A 25,181-nucleotide genomic window follows, 5' to 3' on the forward strand; every position below is an offset into this window, starting at 1 on the left:
ATTTTCTTTCTATTCATGCAAACTAATAATTTGTACATTTAAATTTATTAATCAACCAAATATTCATGCCAAAAAAGAGAAAAGAATTTTATAAAAAAAAAGGAAGTGTAATTAAAGATTTAGCTTCAAAAATTTTAAAATTCTTAAATAAAAATTCAACAAAATCATTCAACTACAAGCAGGTTGCAGCAGGTATTGATGTTAAAGATCATAAAGATAAACAACAAGTTATTAAAAAATTAGAAGAGCTAAAACAACAAGAACGAATTAAAGAAGTTGAGAGAGGTAAGTACCAAATCATTCAAAACGAACATTATCGTACAGGTATTTTAGATGTAGTTTCAAGTGGTAACGCATATTTTATCTGCGATGACTTAGAACATGATGTATTTATACCCTCTATAAATTTAAATAAAGGATTAGATAATGATCTTGTAAAAGTGTATGTCTATAAAAGACGTAATAACAATCGTTTTGAAGGAGAGGTTATTGAAGTTCTTGAACGTGCAAAGAAGGAATTTGTAGGTGTTTTACAATTGAGTAAGAATTTCGGATTTGTATTACCTGATAATGATAAAATGTATGCAGACATCTTTATTTCAAAACAAAAATTAGGAGAAGCTCAGCATGGAGATAAAGTTGTAGCAACAATTACCGACTGGCCCGAAAATTCTAAAAATCCATTCGGAAAAATTACAAAAGTTCTAGGTAAACCAGGAGATCATAATACAGAGATTCATTCAATTCTTGTAGAATACGATTTACCTTATGAGTTTCCAAATGATGTAGAAAATGAAGCTTCAAATTTACCTGTAGAGATTACCAAAGAGGAGATTTTGAAACGTAGGGATATGCGTGATGATCTAACGTTTACAATTGATCCGAAAGATGCCAAAGACTTTGATGATGCACTATCATTTACCCAATTAGAGAATGGAAATTATGAAATTGGAATTCATATTGCAGATGTTTCTCATTATGTAAAACCAGGTACACTTTTAGATGATGAAGCGTATCATAGAGCAACCTCGGTTTATTTAGTCGATAGAGTAGTACCGATGTTACCAGAAATGCTATCAAACGGAGTCTGTTCACTGCGTCCTGAAGAAGAAAAATTAACGTTTTCTGCTGTTTTTGAGATGAATGAAAAAGCCGAAATTTTAAAACAATGGTTTGGTAGAACAGTTACGTATTCTGATAAGCGATTTGCATATGAAGAAGCACAAGCAATCATAGAAAATAAAAACAATATAATTCCAGAAAACGTTTCTTTAACAGAAAAAGAATATACAGTTGATGAAACCATAGTAGAAGCGATAATAAAGCTAGATGAGCTCGCTAAAAAACTCCGCGGTAAGCGATTAAAACATGGCGCTATTACTTTTGATAGAGTTGAAGTAAAGTTTAACTTAAATGAAGAGGCAGAACCTATTGGTGTTTATTTTAAAGAATCTAAAGATGCTAATAAACTAATAGAAGAGTTTATGCTCTTAGCGAATAGAAAAGTTGCAGAATTTATTGGTAAGGAAAAAGGAAGACCTAGTAATAAAACGTTTATTTACAGAGTACATGACGAGCCCGATCCAGAAAAATTAGCAGGATTGCAATCAATTATATCAAAATTTGGTTATAGTATCGATACAAGAACCAAAGAATCTACATCAGATTCTCTAAACAAGTTACTAAGTGATGTACATGGAAAAGGAGAATCTAATATGATAGAAACCTTAGCGATCCGCTCAATGAGTAAAGCTGTTTATACTACAGATAATATAGGGCACTACGGATTAGCTTTTGATTATTATTCTCACTTCACTTCCCCTATTCGTCGTTACCCAGATGTAATGACACACCGATTATTACAACACTATTTAGACGGTGGTAAATCACCAAAACAACCTATTTATGAAGAGCGATGTGAACATTCTTCTGAGCGAGAAATGCTTGCTGCAAAAGCAGAAAGAGATTCTATAAAGTATATGCAAGTAAAATATATGCAAGATCATCAAGATCAAGAATTTAAAGGAGTAATTTCAGGCGTTACAGAATGGGGTATTTATGTAGAAATTATTGAAAATAAATGTGAGGGTATGGTACGCATTCGAGATATTAAAGAAGATTATTATATCTATGATGAAAAGCAGTATGCCTTAGTAGGTCAATCTACACAAAACCTAATTCAATTAGGAGATGAGGTAACTGTAAAGGTTAAAAATACAGACCTCGAGCGTAAACATTTAGATTTTGACTTAATAGCATATTAAGATTTAACAAAAAATTTAACAACATAAGAATACTAATTGCTTTAAAATTTAGTTGCTATCTTTGAATATAAACACACTTTATTTATGAATTTTAATTCTCTTTTTAATAAAGGATTATTTATTATTTTTCTTTTCACTTTTACACTAAGCTTTTCACAAGAAAAAAATGAGAGAGTAGTCAACTTAGGCGATTTTCACATGGTAAAAGTATTTAGCGGAGTTGCTTTAGAACTGATTAGATCAGATGAACAGAAGATTGTAGTACTTGGAGAAAAGAAGGAAAATTTATCGGTGAAAAATACCAATGGTAGATTAAAAGTGTATCTTAAATTTCCAGAGATCTATAATGACAAAGATGTAATTATTAAGCTCTATTATAATAGAGATTTAGAGATTATTGATGCAAATGAAGGAGCGGGCATTTCTTCAAATCAGCAATTTGTGCAAGATAATGTTACATTAAGATCACAAGAGGGAGCTTATATACATTTAAATGTAGCTATAAAATATCTTACTGTTAAGACGGTTTCAGGAGCAGTAATTCGCTTACGCGGAAAAGTAATCAACCAAGAAGTTGAAGCTACTACAGGAGGTATTTATGAATCGTATGAACTACAAAGTGAAATGGCAGAGGTTACTTCAGCATCTGGGGCAAGAGCAGAAGTAATGGTAAGTGATCGTTTAGAAGCCAATGTTCGCTTTGGAGGTGAAATTCATTATAAAGGAAACCCTGAAAGAATTACTAGAAACAAATTAATTGGTGGTAAAATAATTAACAAAGAACAATAATACTAGTTTTGAATTAATTAGTACCTTTGTTTGGTAAATAGATAAGATTATGATGATTTCAGCAATATTTTTAGGAATGATTGGAACTCCACAAATAGTTTTGATAGTTGTGGTTGTTTTATTATTGTTTGGTGGAAGAAAAATTCCAGAACTTATGAGAGGATTAGGATCTGGAATTAAAGAATTTAAAGACGCTTCCAAATCTGATGAAGACGAAAAAGTCAAGGAATAAATTCGTAAATAAAATATATAGAAAACCCGAAGTAGCTACTTCGGGTTTTTTGTTATTCTATCTTTTCCATTTTCATATCATCATTTGGTATTTCTAATGAAGTTTTAAAACCAGGTAATATTTTATCTACCATGGCTTTGTTTTTAAGTTTTTCTGCTTCAATAAAATACCAGATTTCATTGTCAGAATCATATACACCAAATAAAAAACTTTTAGATCGAATACGCATATCATTCATCTTCATAACATTGTTGTTTTGTACATAACAACGATATTGACCTTCTTCTTTGACGATATCAGAGATGTCGATAACTTCAGCTTTTTCAAAAACAAAACCTTGTTGTTTCATACTTTGCATCGAAGCTTTGATAGTTTTTATAGCATTTTCTTTACCGCCCATCGCCTTCACCACTTCAGGAAATGTATGCTTTAATAGCAACTCATAATTTTCATTAAGTGTAGCAGAAGCTGCAATTTCTGCGTCTCGAAAAGCAAACTTTTTTAACTTTTAATGCTGAGCAGAAAGTGAAATCGATATAAAAAAAAGTATTGTGATGAACTTATTATTCATTCTTACCGCTAGGCTTTTTATTTTGTGATTTTTTCATTGCTTCACCTATCTGATTACTTGCTGTAAAACTTGCAACCATATCATTTAGCATTTGACTACCAGCCTGTGGAGAATTAGGTAATAAAATTAAATTACTATTGGTTTCTTGTCCTATAGACTGCAGTGTATCATAATGTTGTGTTACTACGATTAACGCTGAGGCTTCTTGAGAGTTAATTCCCACTTTATTTAATACTTCTACAGACTCTTCTAAACCTCGAGCAATTTCTCTTCGTTGATCTGCAATACCTTGCCCCTGTAAACGTTTACTTTCAGCTTCAGCTTTCGCTTTTTCTACAATTAAAATACGCGCAGCATCTCCTTCAAACTGAGCAGCGATTTTCTCACGTTCAGAGGCATTAATTCTGTTCATTGAAGTTTTTACTTGTGGATCAGGATCAATATCTGTGACTAACGTTTTTATAATGTCAAAACCATAATCAAGCATTGCATCATTTAATTCTGATTTTACAGCAATAGCAATATCATCTTTCTTAACAAATACATCATCAAGTTTCATCTTTGGTACTTCAGCACGAACTACATCAAACACATAACTTGTAATTTGATCATGTGGATAATCTAACTTATAAAACGCATCATACACTTTGTCTTTAATAACCTTATATTGAACAGACACTTTTAATTTTACGAATACATCATCTAGTGTTTTCGTTTCAATAATTACATCTAATTGTTGAATTTTTAAACTCATTCTACCCGCGATTCTATCGACTAATGGAATTTTAAGATGCAATCCTGAATGACGAATACTTTGAAATTTACCAAAGCGTTCAATGATAACTGCGGTTTGTTGCTTAACTATAAAGAAAATTAAAGGCAGTAAAAAAACAGCCAGAAAAATAAATGGGATATAACCAAAAAGTGCTTCCATGATTTTAAGTTTTAATTTGACTAATGAATTGTATTTTATGTTATAAATTTAAGAATTAATAAAGAGATTCTTTATTTTTGGATAAAATACTTTTTATGAAGAAAATAGTAGGTATATTAATATCGATAATAGTAGCTATTACCCTCATCTATTTTTTGTTTATTTACTATGCCACGTTTAGCGACGGATACCGTTCGGGTGAGCTAATAAAAATTAGCCACAAAGGAGTACTATTTAAAACTTGGGAAGGAGAAATTAGTCAAGGTGTTTCAGAATCACAGCGCTTTAATTTTTCGGTAGAAAGCTCAGAAAAAGAAGTCATAGATAAATTAAAAAACATGCAGGGTCAAACCGTAAAACTTACTTATAAAGAACGTTTTGGCACATTCCCGTGGTTAGGTGATACAAAATATTTTGTTACCAAGGTTGAAACTACTAGTCTTGAATAATTAATTTTTTATTAAAACGGCCTTGAGTTGTGTAAAGACGTAAAAAATAAACACCATTTGATAATCTCTTAACCGAAATGGTGTTACCGTTTTGCAAAGTATTGGTCTCATGTATTTTCTTTCCGCTGACTGCATAAATCTCAGCTTTTTCAAGATTAAAATCACTAGAATTTTTAATATGTATCACATCGCTAACGGGATTAGGATATACCGATATTGTTTTACGTAAGGTTTCTTCATTTGTAGATAAAACCTCTTGAAGCGTAAAAACGAATGTGCCAATAATTGCATTAGAAAAAGGAGTTACACCCTCTAAAGTTTTTATAGGTTCATGTGGAGTAATATCATTATTTGAAGAAGTGTAGGTAACACCGGCATCAGTTCCAGCGTCAGAAGCATATACATCTACAGAGATAGAGGTTTGCCAATTACCACTATCATCTGTAAGTTTTTGATTGCCAATCATTGCAACCCAATCAGGGCTAGGGGCGATCATTGTAATTAAACTCACGTATGGAAATTCAGCACTAATTGTAATATTATCAATTGTAATAGTGCCTGGCCCGCTACTCAAACCTGAACCAGCAATGCGTTGATCAGCCAGATTTGCATCAATTAAAGCGTTTATTTCTTGAGTGATTGTTGATGTTCCTCCTGTCTCTGCTACTTGTTCAATACCATCGGTTGCAGTTGCACCATCTTGAAAAACTAGAGCACCGTTTTTGTGAGATGCCCCAACTAATGGAGACCAGTGTGCAGCACCAGCAGGGTAATCTGTGGGGTGCGTGGTACTGCTCCAATTAGTTATAAATTCAATTGTATAAGTTGCAGACTGAGCGAAGGTAAACAACGATAATAGGAATAAAAACCCTGAAAGGAAGAGACGAATCATAGTGAGTAAAGCTATTGTGTAGTAGTCGTCCCTTTATGATAAAACCTTACACAGAAAGTTTTTTTATAGCTCTCTCTATACTACTAATCGTTTCTTCTTTACCTATTAGGTTTATTATTTCAAAAACATCAGGGCCTTGTAGAGATCCAACCAAGCTTAATCGCAAAGGCATCATTACTTTACCAAATCCTATCTCCTTAGAAGTAATCCATGATTTTACAGTAGTTTGTATAGGTTCAGTAGAGAAATCATCTATTTCGTTCAATACCTCAATTAGCGCATTCATTAAAGAAGCGGTGTCCTCTTTAAACGCTTTTTTAGCAGCTTTTTCGTCATAAGAAGTTGGTGTCACAAAAAAGAAATTCCCTAATTTCCAAAAATCACTAACAAAAGTTGCACGCTCTTTAATAAGACCAATTACCTTAGTAACATACTCATTATTGTTTTCTAAAAATTGAGCAATTTGCTCTTTAGCTTCATCACTCGCCTCCTGATATGCTATTAATTCTTTTTCAAGGATAGGTAAGTATAATTTAGTTAATTCTTTATCAGACTTTGTTTGTAAGTATTGTTGGTTAAACCATTTTGTTTTATCAGGATTAAATTTTGCTCCCGATTTACTTACATTTTCTAAACTAAAAGAGTCGATAAGCTCTTGTAGTGAGTAGATTTCTTTTTCTGATCCATCTCCTTCGTTCCAGCCTAATAACGCTAACATATTTACAACAGCTTCGGGAAAATAATCATCTTCACGATAGCCTCGTAAAATACCATGATCGGTTTCCCACGCCAATGGAAATACAGGAAACCCTAATTTATCACCATCACGCTTACTTAACTTTCCTTTTCCAACAGGTTTTAAGATCAAAGGTAAATGTGCAAATTGAGGAGCTTCCCAACCAAAAGCTCTGTATAATAACACGTGAAGTGCTAAAGAAGGCAACCATTCTTCACCGCGAATTACATGAGAAATTTGCATGAGATGATCATCTACAATATTAGCTAGGTGATAGGTCGGCATACCATCAGACTTAAAAAGGATTTTATCATCTAAAATATTAGTATCGATTTTTATCTCTCTCCTAATAATATCATTCAACAGTAAAGTCTCATCCTGAGGTGATTTAAATCTTATAACATACTTTTCACCCGAATCAATACGTTTTTGAGTTTCTTCTGAACTAAGCGATAATGAATTGTCTAATTTCAGACGATTGTGCCAATTATAAATAAAAGTTTTCCCTTTAGCTTCATGATCTTTTCTATGAAAATCTAATCGTTCTGAAGTGTCAAATGCATAATAGGCATTACCAGACTCTAATAATTGCTGAATATATTCTTTGTAAATAGCTTTTCGCTCAGACTGCCGATAAGGACCAAAATCACCTCCAATTTCTGGTCCCTCATCAAACGGAATGTTTAACCAGTTAAGTGCTTCAACGATGTATTCTTCAGCCCCTTCTACATAACGTGTTTGGTCAGTATCTTCGATACGAAGTATAAAGTCACCCTTATGTTTTTTTGCAAATAAGTAATTAAATAAAGCAGTACGAACACCACCAATATGTAATGGACCCGTAGGACTTGGAGCAAAACGAACTCTAACCTTGTTAATCATTCTGTTAAAATTAGGCTACAAAGATAGCATATGACAATCAAAATCGTAATTTTGAGTTTAATAAAAGAACAATTAAATCTTTTGTAGAGGAATTCTTAAAAAAATGGAGCATATTAGTCTCGGTTATCAGATAGTTCCAATTTTAATTGGTTTTTTCGGGTTTATAGCTTTATTAGTGGTAAGGAGTAATCTTACGGGGAAGCCTATTTTAAGAAATCTATGTATCTCTGGAGTAGTTTTTTTCGGATTGTACTGTTTATTAATGTTAGGCTCAGTTATTTCAAGTATTTATCATTGGTCAAATTATGAAATGGGAAATCTTGTTACAATTGAAGAAAAAGTGAAAGCGACGAAGAAAATAACTAATGATACAGGAGTACAGTTTGCTTTTATTACTTCTGCATTTTTTTCATTATTTGTTTCTTCTTTTGTTTTTATAATTAGGCTTTTAAAAACGTATATAAAATCGAAAAAAGCTAATAGTTATATATAAACCATAATATTGACGAATTTCATTAACATACAATCCAAACTTCAGGAGTTTATAAAAAAATATTATACAAATGAACTTATAAAAGGCGCAATTTTATTTATGGCCTTTGGTTTATTATATTTTATTTTTACGTTGTTCATAGAGTATTTTCTCTGGTTATCACCTAGCTGGCGCAGTGTTTTGTTTTTCTTGTTTATAGCGGTTGAACTGGGTTTATTGATTCGATTTATCGTAGTACCATTAGTAAAACTAGTTGGCTTACAAAAAGGAATTACGTTAAAAGATGCTTCAAAAATCATAGGAAATCACTTTCCGGAGGTTGACGACAAACTATTAAACGTATTACAACTTAACGAATCAGAAAATAAAACAGAATTATTCATAGCCAGTATCGAGCAAAAATCACTTCAATTACAACCAATTCCTTTTAAGTCGGCAATCAATTTTACAGCAAATAAAAAATATTTAAAATACTTGGCCATTCCGATTTTAATTTGGTTGTTTACCCTACTTTCTGGGAATAACAGTATTTTTAAAGAAAGTCTTACACGAGTGGTAAATTACCAAACGGCCTATGAACCACCAGCACCATTTTCTTTTAGAATAGTAAATACTAATCTCACATCTATAGAAGGGGATCCTTTTACCCTTGAAGTAGAAACGTTAGGCAGTATTACCCCTGAGAATGCACAAATTTATTTTAACGGAGAGAACTACTTTTTAAACGATTTAGGTGCGGGAAAGTTCGAGTATCAGTTCGAAAATCTTAAAAAAGATGTTAATTTCTATATAACTGCAAATAACATCCGTTCACGAGAATACAAAATACAGGTAGTAAAGACACCGACCGTTACGGGTTTTTCTATGTTTCTAGATTATCCTAACTATACACAAAAAAAGAATGAAACAATAAATAATACGGGTAACGCGGTAATCCCTGAGGGTACTCGTGTCACATGGAACATTACTGCTCAGCAAACAGATTCGATAAACTTTGTAGCGAAGAATAATCAACCTTTTGAAAAGTTCGAACAAGATAATTTTTCTCTTACAAAACAAGTTAGGGGTAATTTAAATTATCAGATCAACACTTCTAATAGTAAGCTGAAAGATTATGAACAATTAAAATATGCTATTCAGGTAATAAAAGATGAGCATCCAAAAATTCTAATTAAGACAGATATTGATTCTGTATCTCGTGGCCCAGTACAATTTGCAGGACAGCTAAGTGATGATTATGGCCTATCGAAATTAGAGATAGTGTATTATGATGTTGAGAATAAAGTAGAAAAAAAGAAACAAGAGATCCCTATTAATAAATCTTCCTTCGAAGATTTTTATTATGTTTTTGTTCCTGAAGGAGAACTCGAGATGCTACCAGGTAAAGATTACGAGCTTTATTTTCAAGTATTTGATAATGATGTTGTTAACGGGAATAAATCCACAAAAAGTACCGTTTTTAAATTTCACAATAAAACAAAACAAGAACAATCAGATGATATTTTAAAAGAACAGAAAGAGAGTCTTGATAAGCTTGATAAAACAGCTAAGAACACTGAAAAGTTGAACAAAGATTTTAAGGAATTTACTGATAAGTTAAAAAAGAAATCAAATCTTGAATGGAATGATAAAAAAGAATTTGATCAGTTCTTAAAGCGCCAAGAACAATACCAAGAAATGTTTGAAAAGCAAACAGATGCGCTTAAGGAAAATTTAGAAGAGTTAAACGAAAACGATGAAACCATTCAAGACCGTAAAGAAGAACTCCAAAAAAGAATAGAAGAAACAAAAGAGCTTCAGAAAAAACAGAAATTATTAGATGAACTTAAAAAACTAGCTGAGAAGTTAGATAAAGAAGGTTTAATAGAAAAATTAGACAGATTAGCAGAGCAACAGAAGCAAGAAAAGAGATCTCTTGAACGGTTGTTAGAGTTAACAAAACGATTCTATGTAGAGAAAAAAGCAACAGATATCGCGAATAAACTAGACTCATTATCTAAGAAACAGGAGCAACTTTCTGAAGAAGAACAAAACGATGCAGATAAGCAAAAAGAGTTGAATAAAGAGTTTGATGATCTGCAAAAAGATTTAGAAGAATTACGCGAACAGAATAAGCAGTTACGTGAACCGATGGCTTTACCAGACTTAAAGAAAGAAGAAGAACAGGTTGATGATGAAATGAATAGAGCTAAGAATAAACTGGAAGAAACGCTTGAAGACCCTAAAAATCTAACAAAGAAAGATTTATTTCAGATGGGGTTAGATGAGGGTGATCGAAAGGAAATGATTGAAGAGTTTGAAAGAAGAAAGGACAATTCTGATACAAAGGAAGATCGTAAAAAAGAAGCAAAAAAGAATCAACGATCTGCAGGAAAAAAAATGCAACAAATGAGTCAGCAAATGCAGCAATCAATGGCTGCGATGCAAGGCGAAATGATGCAAGAGAACATCGAAACGTTACGTGCTATACTTGAAAATCTGGTTACTTTTTCATTAGATCAAGAAGCACTGATGCTTTCACTAAACGGTATTGATGCAGCGCACCCTTCATTTCCTAAAAAGTTAAAAAAACAGCAATTGCTAAAAGAGTATTTTGAACACATTGATGATAGTTTGTATGTATTATCAATGCGTCAACAAAAACTATCTGCTAAAATTCAAAAAGATGTAGCGGATGCGCATTACAATATTGATAAATCACTAGAAAATATTGCAGAGAATAGAATGCAAAGAGGTGCTTCGAATCAGCAATATACAATGACCGCAGCGAATAACTTAGCCGATATGCTAAGCGATATGCTTAACAGTATGCAGAACCCTAGTTTTGGACAAGGTAAAGGAAAGAATCAAAATGACTTTCAACTACCTGATATTATTCAAAAACAACAGCAAATGATGCAACAAATGCAGGAAGGTATGAAAGATGGTGAAAAAGAAGGTAAGGAGGGTCAAGAACAAAAAAATGGTAATGAGGGACAAAGCAAACAGGGTAAAGGTAGAGAGCAGCTAAGCGGGCAACAATATCAGATGTATCAAGAGCAGCAGCAATTAAGACAACAGCTCGAAGAGCTAATGAATAAATCTGGTAAGAATGGAAAACAAGGAGAAAAGGCATTAGAGAAAATGAAAGAGCTCGAAGAACAATTGTTAGATAAAGGGTTTACGAATGAGGTACTTCAGAATATGCTACAGTTAGAATATGAATTGCTTAAATTAAATGATGCTGAACTAAAGCAAGGCAAAGACAATAAGCGAGAAGGCATATCAAATAAAAAAACATTTCAACAACGAAAAATAGAAAAGCTGCTTCAGCAAAAACAATTTTTTAACCTAGAAGAAATCTTAAATAGGCAACCCTTACCTTTGCGAAATAATTATAAAAAGAAGGTACAAGACTATTTTAAGCAAACGAATGATTAGTTTTTATTCAGAGACAACTTTTAAACTTAAGAATGATAACTTCTTAGCCGAATGGATTTCACAAATTGTTGATGAAGAATCTTATAAAGAAGGCGAAATAGTATATATTTTTTGCGATGATGATTATTTGCTAGAAAAAAACATTAAATACCTGAATCACAATACTTTAACAGATATTATTAGTTTTGACTATACGATGGGAAAATTGATATCTGGCGATATATTTATTTCAATTGATAGAGTTCAAGAGAATGCATTAATTTTTAAATCTTCATTTATGGATGAATTACATAGGGTGATGGCGCATGGTGTTTTGCATTTTTGTGGATACAAAGACAAAACCAACGAAGATAAAAAGCTAATGCGCTCAAAAGAAGATTATTACTTATCTTTGCGCACTTTTAAATAATGTATGTTCCACGTGGAACATTTTAATAATCAAATAGTATGTTTAGCAATACGTATGATGTCATTGTAGTTGGCGGAGGACATGCAGGAAGTGAAGCAGCAGCAGCCAGCGCAAATTTAGGTGCAAAAACATTGCTAATTACAATGAGTTTGCAAAACATTGCGCAGATGAGTTGTAATCCTGCGATGGGAGGTATTGCAAAAGGTCAAATAGTTCGTGAGATTGATGCCTTAGGAGGTTACAGTGGTATCGTAACTGATAATACGGCTATACAGTTCAAGATGTTGAACAAGTCCAAAGGGCCTGCGATGTGGAGTCCTAGGGCTCAAAGCGATCGTATGCGCTTTGCAGAAGAATGGAGAACACGACTTGAGCAAACACCAAACCTTGATTTCTATCAGGATATGGTTAACAGCCTTCTTGTTGAAAACCATAAGATTGTTGGTGTTAAGACATCACTAGGCATTACGATTAAATCTAGGTCGGTTATTCTTACTGCTGGCACTTTTTTGAATGGATTGATACATATTGGAGATAAAAATTTCGGCGGAGGTAGAGCTGGTGAACGAGCATCTGTTGGTATCACAGAAGATCTTATAAAACTAGGATTTACATCTGGAAGAATGAAAACAGGAACACCACCAAGAGTAGATGGACGTTCTTTAGATTTCTCTAAAATGGTTGAACAACCAGGCGACGAAAAACCAGAGAAATTTTCGTACAGCGCTAACACAAAACCCTTAACCAAACAACGCTCATGTTATATGACTTATACCAGTAATGATGTGCATGATTTGTTACGTGAAGGATTTGATAGATCACCCATGTTCAACGGAAGAATACAAAGTACAGGGCCAAGATATTGTCCATCAATTGAAGATAAAATTGATCGTTTTGCGTCAAAAGATAGGCACCAACTATTCATAGAACCCGAAGGTTGGAATACCGTTGAGATTTACGTGAATGGATTTTCGACATCATTACCAGAAGAGGTTCAAGATAAAGCCTTACGTAAAGTTGCGGGATTTGAAAATGTGAAATTTTTTAGGTTCGGATATGCTATCGAGTATGACTACTTTCCTCCTACACAACTAACCCATACTTTAGAAACGAAGCTTGTGCAAAATTTATATTTTGCGGGTCAGATCAATGGCACTACAGGCTATGAAGAAGCGGCTGCTCAAGGAATGATGGCTGGTATTAACGCGGCGCTTAAAGTGAAGGGAAAGGATCCTTTTATATTAAAAAGAAATGAGGCTTATATAGGAGTTCTAGTAGATGATTTAATCACGAAAGGTACTGAAGAGCCGTATAGAATGTTTACCTCACGAGCAGAATATAGAACATTATTACGTCAAGATAATGCAGATTTACGATTAACACCGCGTTCTTATAAAATAGGTTTAGCATCGCAAGAGCGTATGAATCGTGTATTAGAAAAGCAAGAGAAAACAGATTTGTTTGTAAATTATTTAAAAGAAACCAGCATTAAACCAGAAAAGGTGAATACAATACTTTTAGAAAAAAACTCTGCAGAAGTTTCTCAGTCAATGAAAATGTTTAAACTAGCCGCTAGGCCTCAATTAGATTTTAATGATGTGCGCCAGTTTGAAGGAGTTAATGATTTCATTATTGATAATGATATTGATAATGAAATTATAGAGCAAACAGAAATACATGTAAAATATGCTGGTTATATCGAGAAGGAAAAGAATAATGCTGATAAGTTAAACAGGTTAGAAGATATAACCATCCCATCTAATTTTGATTACTACAAAGTAAAGTCTCTTTCTTATGAAGCAAGAGAAAAATTAAGCAACATACAACCGACAAGTATTAGTCAGGCAAGTAGAATATCTGGTGTTTCGCCAAGCGATGTTTCTGTGCTTTTAGTGTATATGGGGAGATAATTCGGTTTAATTTAATAAGTGTTCCACGTGAAACATATAGATAATTCTCCAATAGATAATTCTCAATTAAAACCATTTCTTTCCTGTATAGACTATACGGTTTCAAAAGAAAAATTTACGATTCTAAAAGATGAAGTAAATGATTTTTTAATTACTTCCCCTAGACCACAGAATGAAAATTTAGGACGCTTTTATGAAAGTGAAGATTATATTTCACATTCAGACGCTAAAAAGTCACTGTTTGATAAAGCGTATCAACTTGTTAGAAATTACACAATAAAAAAGAAAATTAAACTCATAGATGCTTTCTCAAGCACAGAGAAAAGTATACTTGATTTTGGGGCTGGCACGGGTGATTTTTTAGTAGCATGTCAAAAAGCAGGTTGGAAAGTAAACGGAATTGAACCTAATACTAAGGCAAGAGAAATCGCTCAAGAAAAATTAAAGGCAAAATTATTTGGCAGTAGTAAAGAGGTTAATAATATAACATTTGATGTTATTACGATGTGGCATGTATTAGAACACGTGCCCAATCTTCAAGAAACAATCGTAGAATTAAAAAAAATACTAAAGCCTAATGGAACACTCATCATAGCGGTTCCGAATCATAAGAGCTATGATGCTAAATATTATAAGGAATTTTGGGCAGCATACGATGTGCCGAGGCACCTATGGCATTTTTCAAGAACAGCAATAAAAAAATTATTTGCTAAAGAAGCGATGAAAACTGAAAAAGTAGTACCTATGAAATTCGATGCCTTTTATGTAAGCTTACTTTCCGAGAAATATAAAACCGGAACCATGAATCCGATCAAAGCTTTTTACATCGGATTAAAGTCAAATAGTAAGGCCTTTAAGTCTAAAGAGTATTCTTCGCTTATTTATATTATAAAAAACGCCTAAAAGACATTTTAAGACGATTTAAGGGGTTTTTATAACTTCCGAAGTATTATTTACTACTAAAGCTAAAGATTAGGGTTGTAAGAACACAATTATAGTGTCTTTTTATATAACGAAAAATTATGAGTAGTTATTTATTAATAATTTTTACTTATAGTTAATTTTTAAACGATAAGCCTTACCTATTTTTATATATTTGCGCAAATTTTAAAAACAAGACAATGAAAAAAATATGGATAGTTGCAGTTGCATTATTAGCAATGTCATGCAGCCAAACAAAAATAGCGTATGTAGATGTAGAAGAAGTAATGAAAGAGTATAAAGGAATGAAAGACGCACAAAAGGAAATGGATAAAAAGGAAGAAGAGATGAAAAAATCTCTAGATCAATTAGCTATTAACTATCAAACAGGTCTTAAAGCATATCAAGAAAAAGGACGAAGAATGTCTGCTAAAGAAAGACAAGCCACAGAAAATAATTTATTACAACAACAGCAAGTGTTAAGTCAAAGTCAGCAGGCCGCTCAACAAGAACTTCAGAAATTTGGTCAAGAGAAGATGGAAGAGATCAATGAAGATTTTGAAGACTTTGTAGCTGATTACGCTAAAAAGAACGGTTTTACTTATATTTTAGGAACTAATGATCAAACAAAATCAGTTATCTATGGTGATTCACAATCTGATTTAACAGATGAGATACTCGAAGCCTTAAATGACTCGTATAAAAAAGGAAATACAACAACCAAATCTGAAGAAAAAGACACGATAAATTAACAAATCATTAATTATCAAGGTATTAAGCACTGTTTTATGCAGTGCTTTTTTTGTTTTAACGAAGAGAAAGAAGAGTTATTTTAGCACCGTTTTTGCATTTTTCAACAACTAATTAACATTTTTAGATACTTAAACGAATATTTCTTCGTTATTGATAGAACTAAATGAACCGAAATATCATGAAAAAATACACATTATTAGCAATTTTAATGTGTTTTAGTGTACTAACTAAAGCTCAAACTTCAACGGGTAAACATCATATTAAGTATCTAGACATTAATTCTGGTAATCCTGATATAGGTGTTACTTTTTTAAGCGACAATCAAGTTGTTTTTGCCACCACTCCAACAAGTAAAATAATTAATACAGATAAGTATAATCCGTTATTAGAATTTTATAAAGGCGAAATTGATGAAAACGGGGCAATCATCAGCAAAAAAGCAATTAAAGCTGAAGGTGCTAGTAAATCTAAAACGAGCAAATCTGGAGCAACGTTCTCAAAGGATGGAAAAACGGTTTATTTTTCTGAGAATAAATATGCCAGAAGAAAATCAAAAAAAGTAAAATATGAATTGTTCAAAGCCTCTGTTAATGAGAATGGTGATTGGACAAACATCGAAAAAGTAGCTTTTAATAAACGGCAATATTCATATAGATATCCTTCAATTAACAAAGATCATACGCGCTTGTATTTTGTTTCTGATGCTGCTCCATCATTTGGTGGTAGTGATCTTTTTTATGTTGACATTAAAGAAGACGGATCTTTTGGAGAGCCTGTAAATTTAGGAGATAAGATCAATACTTCAGGAAACGAAACAACACCTTTTATAGCAGATAATAACTTCCTGTATTTTTCTTCTAACGGAAGAGATGATAGTTTGGGAAATATGGATGTATATGCTAGTGAAGTATTTGAAAACGCAATTTCTGAACCATTACATCTTTCATCACCTATTAATAGTTTGAATGATGATTACGCGTATATTGTAAATGCAGACAACAAAGGGTTTTTCTCATCAAACAGACTACAAGGTAGAGCCAACGACGATATTTACTCATTCTATATTGAGCCAGAAGAGCCCAAAGAATGTATGCAAGAGATTGTAGGTACGGTAAGAGACCAAGAAACAGAAAATCTAATTGCTGATGCATCAATTAATATACTTGACGAAGAAGGTAATGTTGTAGAAACACTAACATCTGATGCAAGTGGTAACTATAAGTTTACGCTAAGCTGTAGAAATACCTATACGGTAACTGCAGATAAGACAAATTACACTAAAGAAGAGCATATTGTAAATACAGCAAACTATTATAGCGCTCCTCCATTAGAAATTAATCAGTTACTTACTAAGGAAATTAAGCAAGTTACACCAGAAAAAGTGGTAATTAATGTAAACCCAATCTATTTTAGATTTGATAAGTATACTATTTCTTCGCAAGCTGCTACTGAGTTAGATAAGATTGTAGAAATTATGAAGGAGAATCCGGCATTAATTGTAGAATCTGCTTCACATACAGATGCTAGAGGATCGAAATCATACAATCAGCGATTATCTGAAAAAAGAGCAAAAGCGACGGTTGATTATATTGTTTCAAAAGGAATAGATAGAAGTAGAATTACAGCGAAAGGATATGGCGAAAGTCAGTTAATAAACAACTGTCAAGATGGTGTTCGTTGCAGTATAGAAAAGCACAGATTGAATAGGAGAACAGAGTTCGTAATTATGAATAAGCAGGTGTTAAATGATATACCCGTAGATAATAATGCTCCGTTATTAAAAAGTTCGAAAACCACTACAGTAGCTGAAAAGAAAAAAGAAGCTAGTACCAAGACTGTTGAAGAAACATCCACTGCTGGAATTACATTCGCTCAAGAAGATGAAAAACAGGAAACATTAGATGTTAGTGGTGATGAAGGAAGCGTCATTGAAGCTGAAGAAGCCCCAGCTAAAGAAGAAGAACCTCAGCAGCCAGAAGTTGAAGAACCAAAAGAGAAATTAATTTCTAAAAATGTGATTAAAAATAATGCGAAAGAAGTCACTCAAGTTCAACCTGAAAATCTAGTAACACAAACCAATGTCATTGATAAAAGTATTGACCAAAAAGAAAAGGAAATTACAAAACCAATAACAAAAGTAGCTACTGCTGATAACGAGGAGCAAAAAGCGGCCATATATAACAATGTATCAAAAGTCAATATTAAAAAAGCCTCACTAAATAATGAGGTTGCTAAAAAAACAGAAAAGATAGTAGGTCTAGACACAAAAGTAGCTGAAAATAGTATTAATGACGACGTTGGTAAAGATAAATTAACAACTGCTTCTGTACTCGAATCGACGAAAGAGGTCACACAAGTTCAAAAATTAGAAAAGATTGAACCTTTGGCGATGACAACAAAAAAACCAGAAAAGTTAGAAAATAGACTAACCCCTGTGTCTAATTTTGTTGTTTCTAACCAAACCCTAGAACCTGTTAAAGAAAAGAATATTGTCTTAGAAAATGAAGCGATTTCTTACAATAATTTTAATAGAGATTTTACCAAAGACGAAAACAGTATAAGTAACGTTTCAAGAAACCTATTTGACGAATCTGACGATTTCGATTCGTATAGCGGAAATGAAACCAATAGCAAACGATTGGTTGACAAAGTTTCTACTAAAAAACCTCCAAAAACCTCGTTTTCTCAAAAGGCAGCTGAAGTAAGAAAACAGTTCGAAGCAAGTACTAAAGATATCGATAAAAAGGAGATTCTTTCTGTAAATGCAATAGATGTATCACCCATGTCAGTTAAGAGAAATGGTAAATACATTATTACCAGCTCAGCTAAGAATGTTGATGTGATGCGTATTAATTTTCAAATTAAAAACAACAATCAGATCACACCAGGATATAAAGAAGTATTTATTTTAATTCAAAATCCAGAAGGTCAAATTCTTAATAGAAAAGGAACATTTGAAATGAATGATGGAAAACAGCTTACATATACTGAAAAAACAAATGCTTACTATAATAACGACTTCTTAAATCTTTCGTTAATTACAGATAGATTTCTACAAAAAATAACAAGTGGACCTTACACGGTGATTATTTATATAGAAGGATATCCAGTAGGACTAGAAATGTTCGAATTGAGCTAAAAACTACTCAATTTTACAATACTTTTCTGCGCAAGCTTCAACATAATATAGTTAGTGATTACCTACATATAATATTCTTGTTTTGATAATTATCTAATCAAGCTTAAAAATAAAAGAACAATTGCGATCACAGAATAACTTTGGTTTTATAACGTTATATGTTTAAAACAACCAGTTAATATTTACTTATAAACGGTATAATATTAGAAACAATTAACCGAAAACCCTAGAATAATGTTGAAAACCGTTCTTATAGATGACGAGGTTAATGCGCTAGAAGCATTAGAATGGAAACTGAACCGCTATGCAGAAGATTTACAGATTATTAAATGTAATTCACCTGCACAAGGTATTGAAGTGATTAATAGAGAAAAACCAGATTTGGTTTTCTTAGATATTGAAATGCCTGAAATGGATGGTTTTTCATTATTAAAGCAACTATCATACAAAGATTTTAAACTCATTTTTACTACGGCACATGATGAGTTTGCGTTAAAAGCAATCAAAGTTTCAGCAATTGATTATTTACTGAAACCAGTAGATAAAGATGAATTGATAACTGCTTTAGAAAAAGCGACAGCTACGAAAACAGAAAGTAAACTTGAAGATAAATTAAAGTCACTATTTTCTAACTTAAGTCCCGCAACTACAGATAAAATAAACATTGCTGCAGATGGTAAAATTTACTTATTAGATAAGGAAGAGGTAGTCATGTTAAAATCTGACAAAAGCTACACCACCATCTTTTTAACAGATGATCGATCGATCTTAGTTTCTAAAACACTAAAAGACGTAGAGCGAAAATTTAACTTTCCTCAATTTTTCAGAGTGCACAATTCATATTTGATCAATATGAACCATATCAAAGAGTATTTAAAAAGTCTTGGAGGTGAATTGATTATGAGTAATGGTATGAGCGCGAGTATAAGTAGAAACAAGAAGAGTGAATTAATAGAAAAGCTAGCTATTGATTAATGCTATTAGATCTTACTTCAGAATTTTACTCCTGGATTCGAGGAGCTTTTTTGATTCTTGCTATTTATCATTTAATGATTTATCTGCAAAACAAGTCTAAAACCTACCTTTTTTATAGTCTATATCTTTTACTTTTATTTCTATATTTCTGCAAACCTATTTGCCCTGAAGAATATCTTTGGATATATAGTTACATTAATTTTTCTATGCAATTTTTAGCATTTGGTTGCTATGTGCTTTTTGCCAGAAGTCTTTTGCAAAGTCGTACAAAAATTCCCGATTGGGACATATTACTAAGAATTGAATACAAGCTATTTTTTGCACTTTCAATTGTATTTATTCTGATTCAAATATTTTTTACCTATCAATATCAGGAAAAACTGTTTATTACGATCGTACCAATTTTTACGGTTTTTACATTACTAACATATATAGTACTTACCAAAATAAAAGGAAAGCATGTTACTTTTTTCATTATAGGCTCTTTAGCATACGTAGTATTAGCGAATTTTAGCTTATTACTACCGATAGCTTTAGGAGAAGAGATCTTTTCGAAATATAAAGTTGACCCAATGTTTTTTGCTTATATAGGAGCCATTATAGAGGTAACCATGTTTGCATTAATAGTAGGGGCTAGGGTTAGCTACTTAGAAGAGAAAAAGAAACATAACGAAGACGATCTCGAGATTAAAAAGAAAGAAATGTCTGGTTTAAAGATGACCGTTTTGCAAAGTCAGATGGATCCTCATTTTTTATATAACTCTTTAAACTCTATCAATAATTTTATTCTTCAAAATAACCCTGAAAAAGCTTCAGATTATATCACAAAATTTTCAAGACTTATTCGGGAAATATTGCAGAAATCATCAAGTCTCTCTATTCCGTTAAGTGAAGAATTAGGTATTCTGGGATTGTATGTAAAACTCGAACAAATGCGTATGATAGGTAGCTTTGATTACATAGTTACAGTAGATGATAATATCGATTTAGATTCGATACAAGTACCACCTTTATTTATTCAACCGTATGTTGAAAATGCCATTTGGCATGGTTTTGTAAATAAAAAAGATGATAAAAAGATTTCTTTATCAATTTACAATGATGATGATAATATTCGATGTGAGATTATAGACAACGGTATTGGCATTGAGCAATCGAAACAGAACAAAAAATCTTCTGGAATTGCCAGAAAATCATTTGGCATTAAAACCTCTGAAGACCGTATTAAACTTCTCTATCAAAATAAAAAAGTGTATGTAGTTTTAGAAGATATTTCTGATAATGAAGGATCAGGAACTAAGGTCACTATAAAATTTCCTAAAACAATCTAAATTTCCATTTATTCATAAAAGTGAACCATTTATTAAAAAATTCACTTCAATTATTTTTTATAGATTCGAAAAGTCAATTTTTGATGTATCTTTGATTTGAAACTATAACAGAACCCCTTTTCTAATGTCTATCATAACATTTTCTAAGCCTTCGGACTCAGAAATATTACAACATGTTGATGAAAAAAATCAACAAGAGGTAAGTTTCGTGGGTAGCGGAAGCATCCGTCAAAAAGTAAACGAAACACTTTATGTTCGTACCGTAAAGATAAAGTTAAAAAAACAAGAAGTTCTCAAAAACGTTATTTATGTTAAAAAAGGAATTTCTTGGTTATTTAAATCAATAGAAAGTACATCATCTGCTTAAAATAAATGTCGCTAGCTATCACCGACTTAGTGGAAAATTACTATGAAAAAGAGAATAGTTAAGTAAACTTAGATGCAAACCCCAAAATGGAAACATTTGGGGTTTATTTTTTCCAATTTGTATAAGGATTTTTACTTAGCTGAGAGTTGTAATATGAGATGACTCCTGTTACTTCCTTACCAAGCCAAGCGGGTTTTTCAAATGATTCGTTTTCATGATCCAACTCTATTTCTGCAATAGTTAAACCCTCATTATCGTCGTAAAACTCATCTATCTCAAAAAGGTGTTCATTTTTTTTAACCAAATAGCGAGTCTTTGATATGATACTAGGCTCACACAATAGCAATAATTTTTCAGCTTCGATGATAGAAATCTCTTTCTCCCACTCGAAACGACTGGTACCAGTTGTATTCGATTTTCCTTTTATTGTGATAAATCCTTTTTTATCAGTGATTCTTATCCGTACAGTTCTATCTTTATCAGAATTTAAAAAACCTTGTTTAATAGGATAAGATTCGTAGCTATCATTTTTAAAATCACTAGATTTCACCAAAAATTTTCGCTCTATCTCTAGATTCATTAGCAAGTATAATTTTCACTAAAAATACATTTTTAAGGTTAGATGAATATTAAATATCTTTGAAAAACATTTCCTTACGTATGAAGCGATTCCTTTTGGGTATTTTATTGATTTCTGCACCTACTTGGGCACAAGTAGATTTTTCTGATAGTTGGGAAGATTTTTACTCTTACAACAATGTAAAGAATTTTACAAAGATTGATACCAAAATTTATGCAATTGTAGACAATGCCGTTTTTATTTATGATGTAGCTACCCAAGAATTAGAAAAACGATCTTCAATTCAAGGATTATCTGGTGAGACTAGTTCGAGCATCTATTTTGATGAAGCATCTGAGCGATTAGTAATTGGTTACGAAACGGGTCTTATTGAGGTTATAGACAAGAATGGTAATATCACAATTGCTAATGACATTCAACGACTCAGTATTATTGGTAACAAAAGAATTAACGACATTACTGAATATGAAAGAAAATTATACATAGCGACTCCTTTCGCTATTGTTGTTTATGACATTGAAAACTTACAGTTTGGCGATACGTATTTTATTGGAAATGGCTCTTCTGAAGTTAACGTTCAGCAAATAGAAGTTCTTGATGATACTATTTATGCCGCAAGTTCAACAGGAATATTCTATGCCGATATTAATAGCCCAAACCTAATAGATTTTAATAACTGGATACAACCTCAAGGAAATTTACTGGGAGATTTTAGAACGCTTGAAGTGTTTAACAACAAGCTTTTTACAAGTACTGCATCAAGTTTATATGAAATATCACCCACAAATACGCTTCAGCTTATAATTACAACAACAGAAAATATAAATAATTTAAAAGCCTCTAATGATTTTTTAGGTATAAGTTCTCAAGATCAGGCTATTTTCTTAGATACAAACCTAAATCAATCAATTGTTATTGATGCAACAGAGCCCTATAATTTTACCCTTAATAATGTGTTCGCGGAAGGCCAATCTATTTATTTAGCTACAACGACTTTTGGTATTTTAGAAAGAGAAATTAATGAGGCAAATTTTAATGAAATTCATCCTGAAGGTCCAGTCTCTAACGATGTGTTTTCAATTACAGCTCAAAACAAAAACCTCTGGGTTGTTTACGGGGGCTATGATGCCGCATTTACACCTCGAGGAACAGCAGCATCTGTTGATCATTTCAATGGAGAAAACTGGATAAATATTCCTTTTAATGCTAATTTTCCTGCAAGAGATTTGGTACATGTAACGGTAGATCCAAATAATGAAGATAAAGCTTATATAAGTTCTTGGTCTCAGAATGATCCAGATAATTTAGCAGATACTGGCGGAATCCTTGTTATTGAAAATGATGAGCCACAAGTATTCCTGAATCAAACCAATAGCGGACTAGAATCAATTCTTATCTCTAGCCTTCCAGACTATAGAAGTATTAGAGTAAACGGAACCGCATTTGATAACCAAGGAAATCTTTGGGTAACGAATGGGTTATTGGCCGAACGACTAAAAAAACTAAGCTCTAATGGAACGTGGACGGGTTACGATTTAAATAGTCTAATTGACAATAATGCTTTAGGGTTAACAGAGTTAGTAATAGATAAAACAAATACAGTTTGGATCGGTACTAGAAGAAATGGTCTGTTAGCATATAATGAAACAGGAGATCGTAAAAGAGCTTTAAAGGCAGAAGCTACGAAAGGATCATTACCCGATCCTAATGTGCGTACTGTAGCAGTTGATCGAAACAATAGAATTTGGATAGGTACTCAAAAGGGACTCGTGGTATTTTCTAATGCTAACGGAATTTTTGATAGCGATATTATAGATGCAGCACCCGTTATTATTGACGACGATGGTATAGCAAAACGCTTGCTAGGAGAACAAAGTGTGAATAGTATTGCTATAGATGGGGCAGATAATAAATGGTTTGGTACAGACACCGGGGGTGTTTTAGGAACAAATCCTTCGGGACAAGAAACATTATTTAATTTTAATAAAGACAATTCACCGCTACCCTCTAATAAAGTGGTAAAAATTAAGGTAGATGATACTACAGGCAAGGTATTTTTTGCCACTAATAAGGGTATTGTTGCTTTTAATAATAATGTAGCACCTTTTGGGAACACATTAGGTGAAGTATATGCGTATCCTAATCCAGTAAGAAGAGAGCACAATACAGTGACTATCGATGGTAGAAATGGCACTAATTTACCAAGAGGAACCAACGTAAAAATATTAGATGCTGCAGGGAGACTGGTTTATGAAACAAACGTGATTGAGGGTCAAGAACTTAAAGGAGGTAAAGTCGTTTGGAACAAAACCAATTTGGCAGGGAGAAAAGTAGCTTCAGGAGTTTATATCGTATTACTTTCATTACCTGATGCTTCCGAAACAGCAACTACTAAAATTGCAATTATCAATTAATCATGTTGGTAACAACTAAAGCTATTGTTATTAGTGCTGTAAAATATGGAGAAAGTGATCTCATCGTAAAATGCTATACAGAGAAAGGATTAAAATCATATTTACTTAAACGGATTTTAAAATCAAAAAAAGGAAAATTAAAAGTTGCTTATTTTCAACCATTAACGCAGTTAGAATTGGTAGCGAATCACAATAATAAGGGAAATCTAAATTATATTAAAGAAGCAAAGATATCTTATCCGTATTACAGCCTTTCAACAAATATTGTAAAACAAACAATAGCTATTTTTTTAGCTGAAGTTTTATCAAAATCACTAAAAGAAGAAGAAGAAAATCAACAACTATTTACGTTTTTAGAAACTTCATTAATTTGGTTAGACACACATGAGAGAGCGTCAAATTTTCATTTACTATTTCTAATACAATTGTCTAAACATTTAGGTTTTTTTCCTGATAAAGAACATACAGCGTATCATTATTTCGATTTAGAAGAAGGTTATTTTTCATTACTAGAGCCTAGAAGATCATTTATAACAGGAAAAAAATTAACACTATTCAAACAACTACTCGGCATAAATTTTGATACTATTAATTCGTTAAAAATCAGTGGAAACGAACGGCAAGAACTTTTAGAGATTATGCTAAGCTATTTTGAATTACATTTGCCGATATTTAGTAAACCTAAGTCACTAACTGTATTAAAATCTGTGTTTGATTGAA

General features: G+C 32.3%; 21 protein-coding genes. 16 read left to right on the forward strand and 5 right to left on the reverse strand.

The genetic code is table 11. The features are described from left to right. Positions 1-65: 65 nt before the first annotated feature. From rnr to tatA, 3 genes are all read left to right on the forward strand, one after another. Positions 66-2,264, forward strand: a complete 2,199-nt coding sequence (rnr, locus tag AC1EUY_RS07125; RefSeq protein WP_480194823.1) for a ribonuclease R — start codon at positions 66-68, stop codon at positions 2,262-2,264. An 84-nt stretch (positions 2,265-2,348) separates the two neighbouring features. Next, positions 2,349-3,053 carry a head GIN domain-containing protein gene (locus AC1EUY_RS07130; RefSeq protein WP_480194824.1) on the forward strand — a complete coding sequence of 235 codons (705 nt, stop codon included), beginning with the start codon at positions 2,349-2,351 and terminating at the stop codon, positions 3,051-3,053. A 49-nt stretch (positions 3,054-3,102) separates the two neighbouring features. Then, complete coding sequence (gene tatA / locus AC1EUY_RS07135) at positions 3,103-3,285, forward strand: twin-arginine translocase TatA/TatE family subunit (protein ID WP_480194825.1); 183 nt, start codon at positions 3,103-3,105, stop codon at positions 3,283-3,285. Between the two features lie 52 nt (positions 3,286-3,337). On the opposite strand, the gene AC1EUY_RS07140 is transcribed toward tatA, so the two are convergent. After that, positions 3,338-3,724: a hypothetical protein gene (locus AC1EUY_RS07140; protein WP_480194826.1), complete on the reverse strand. Its 387-nt coding sequence runs from the start codon at positions 3,722-3,724 to the stop codon at positions 3,338-3,340. A 124-nt stretch (positions 3,725-3,848) separates the two neighbouring features. Further along, positions 3,849-4,790: an SPFH domain-containing protein gene (locus tag AC1EUY_RS07145; RefSeq protein WP_480194827.1), complete on the reverse strand. Its 942-nt coding sequence runs from the start codon at positions 4,788-4,790 to the stop codon at positions 3,849-3,851. 95 nt (positions 4,791-4,885) lie between these two features. On the opposite strand from AC1EUY_RS07145, the gene AC1EUY_RS07150 reads away from it, so the two are divergent. Continuing rightward, complete coding sequence (locus AC1EUY_RS07150; RefSeq protein ID WP_480194828.1) at positions 4,886-5,239, forward strand: 6-phosphogluconate dehydrogenase; 354 nt, start codon at positions 4,886-4,888, stop codon at positions 5,237-5,239. Here AC1EUY_RS07150 and AC1EUY_RS07155 read toward each other — a convergent pair. Further along, a complete protein-coding gene (locus AC1EUY_RS07155; protein ID WP_480194829.1) occupies positions 5,226-6,131 on the reverse strand; it encodes a spondin domain-containing protein in 906 nt (301 codons plus the stop codon). The two genes, AC1EUY_RS07150 and AC1EUY_RS07155, sit on opposite strands and share 14 nt — an antisense overlap. 46 nt (positions 6,132-6,177) lie before the next feature. Beyond that, a complete protein-coding gene (gene gltX, locus AC1EUY_RS07160) occupies positions 6,178-7,749 on the reverse strand; it encodes a glutamate--tRNA ligase (protein WP_480194830.1) in 1,572 nt (523 codons plus the stop codon). 103 nt (positions 7,750-7,852) lie between these two features. On the opposite strand from gltX, the gene AC1EUY_RS07165 reads away from it, so the two are divergent. The 10 genes from AC1EUY_RS07165 to AC1EUY_RS07210 all read left to right on the forward strand — a co-directional run bounded on the left by AC1EUY_RS07165 (position 7,853) and on the right by AC1EUY_RS07210 (position 21,467). After that, positions 7,853-8,242 (forward strand): hypothetical protein, encoded by a 390-nt coding sequence (locus AC1EUY_RS07165; RefSeq protein ID WP_480194831.1) that lies wholly within the window; start codon positions 7,853-7,855, stop codon positions 8,240-8,242. Positions 8,243-8,458: 216 nt separating this feature from the next. Next, positions 8,459-11,662 carry a DUF4175 family protein gene (locus tag AC1EUY_RS07170; RefSeq protein ID WP_480194832.1) on the forward strand — a complete coding sequence of 1,068 codons (3,204 nt, stop codon included), beginning with the start codon at positions 8,459-8,461 and terminating at the stop codon, positions 11,660-11,662. Next, on the forward strand, positions 11,655-12,071 hold the full coding sequence (gene ybeY, locus AC1EUY_RS07175; protein ID WP_480194833.1) for an rRNA maturation RNase YbeY: 417 nt from the start codon (positions 11,655-11,657) through the stop codon (positions 12,069-12,071). The genes AC1EUY_RS07170 and ybeY overlap by 8 nt, the downstream gene beginning before the upstream one ends. Positions 12,072-12,109: 38 nt before the next feature. After that, complete coding sequence (mnmG, locus tag AC1EUY_RS07180; RefSeq protein ID WP_480194834.1) at positions 12,110-13,981, forward strand: tRNA uridine-5-carboxymethylaminomethyl(34) synthesis enzyme MnmG; 1,872 nt, start codon at positions 12,110-12,112, stop codon at positions 13,979-13,981. Positions 13,982-14,017: 36 nt separating this feature from the next. After that, positions 14,018-14,884: a class I SAM-dependent methyltransferase gene (locus AC1EUY_RS07185; protein WP_480194887.1), complete on the forward strand. Its 867-nt coding sequence runs from the start codon at positions 14,018-14,020 to the stop codon at positions 14,882-14,884. 218 nt (positions 14,885-15,102) lie between these two features. Then, positions 15,103-15,654 carry an OmpH/Skp family outer membrane protein gene (locus AC1EUY_RS07190; protein ID WP_480194835.1) on the forward strand — a complete coding sequence of 184 codons (552 nt, stop codon included), beginning with the start codon at positions 15,103-15,105 and terminating at the stop codon, positions 15,652-15,654. Between the two features lie 179 nt (positions 15,655-15,833). After that, the gene (locus tag AC1EUY_RS07195) at positions 15,834-18,794 is read left to right on the forward strand and encodes an OmpA family protein (protein ID WP_480194836.1); all 2,961 of its coding nucleotides are present in this window, start codon (positions 15,834-15,836) and stop codon (positions 18,792-18,794) included. A 234-nt stretch (positions 18,795-19,028) separates the two neighbouring features. After that, the gene (locus AC1EUY_RS07200; protein WP_480194837.1) at positions 19,029-19,769 is read left to right on the forward strand and encodes a LytR/AlgR family response regulator transcription factor; all 741 of its coding nucleotides are present in this window, start codon (positions 19,029-19,031) and stop codon (positions 19,767-19,769) included. After that, complete coding sequence (locus AC1EUY_RS07205; protein ID WP_480194838.1) at positions 19,769-21,100, forward strand: sensor histidine kinase; 1,332 nt, start codon at positions 19,769-19,771, stop codon at positions 21,098-21,100. The genes AC1EUY_RS07200 and AC1EUY_RS07205 overlap by 1 nt, the downstream gene beginning before the upstream one ends. Before the next feature lie 124 nt (positions 21,101-21,224). Beyond that, positions 21,225-21,467: a hypothetical protein gene (locus AC1EUY_RS07210; protein ID WP_480194839.1), complete on the forward strand. Its 243-nt coding sequence runs from the start codon at positions 21,225-21,227 to the stop codon at positions 21,465-21,467. Positions 21,468-21,570: 103 nt separating this feature from the next. Here AC1EUY_RS07210 and AC1EUY_RS07215 read toward each other — a convergent pair whose 3' ends face one another. Beyond that, positions 21,571-22,047 (reverse strand): CYTH domain-containing protein, encoded by a 477-nt coding sequence (locus AC1EUY_RS07215; protein WP_480194840.1) that lies wholly within the window; start codon positions 22,045-22,047, stop codon positions 21,571-21,573. Positions 22,048-22,127: 80 nt separating this feature from the next. On the opposite strand from AC1EUY_RS07215, the gene porZ reads away from it, so the two are divergent. Next, positions 22,128-24,461, forward strand: a complete 2,334-nt coding sequence (porZ, locus tag AC1EUY_RS07220) for a type IX secretion system anionic LPS delivery protein PorZ (RefSeq protein WP_480194841.1) — start codon at positions 22,128-22,130, stop codon at positions 24,459-24,461. A gap of 2 nt (positions 24,462-24,463) precedes the next feature. Beyond that, the gene (gene recO, locus AC1EUY_RS07225) at positions 24,464-25,180 is read left to right on the forward strand and encodes a DNA repair protein RecO (protein ID WP_480194842.1); all 717 of its coding nucleotides are present in this window, start codon (positions 24,464-24,466) and stop codon (positions 25,178-25,180) included. The last annotated feature ends 1 nt before the right edge of the window (position 25,181 follow it).

Source organism: Maritimimonas sp. 2210JD6-3 (assembly GCF_056591795.1).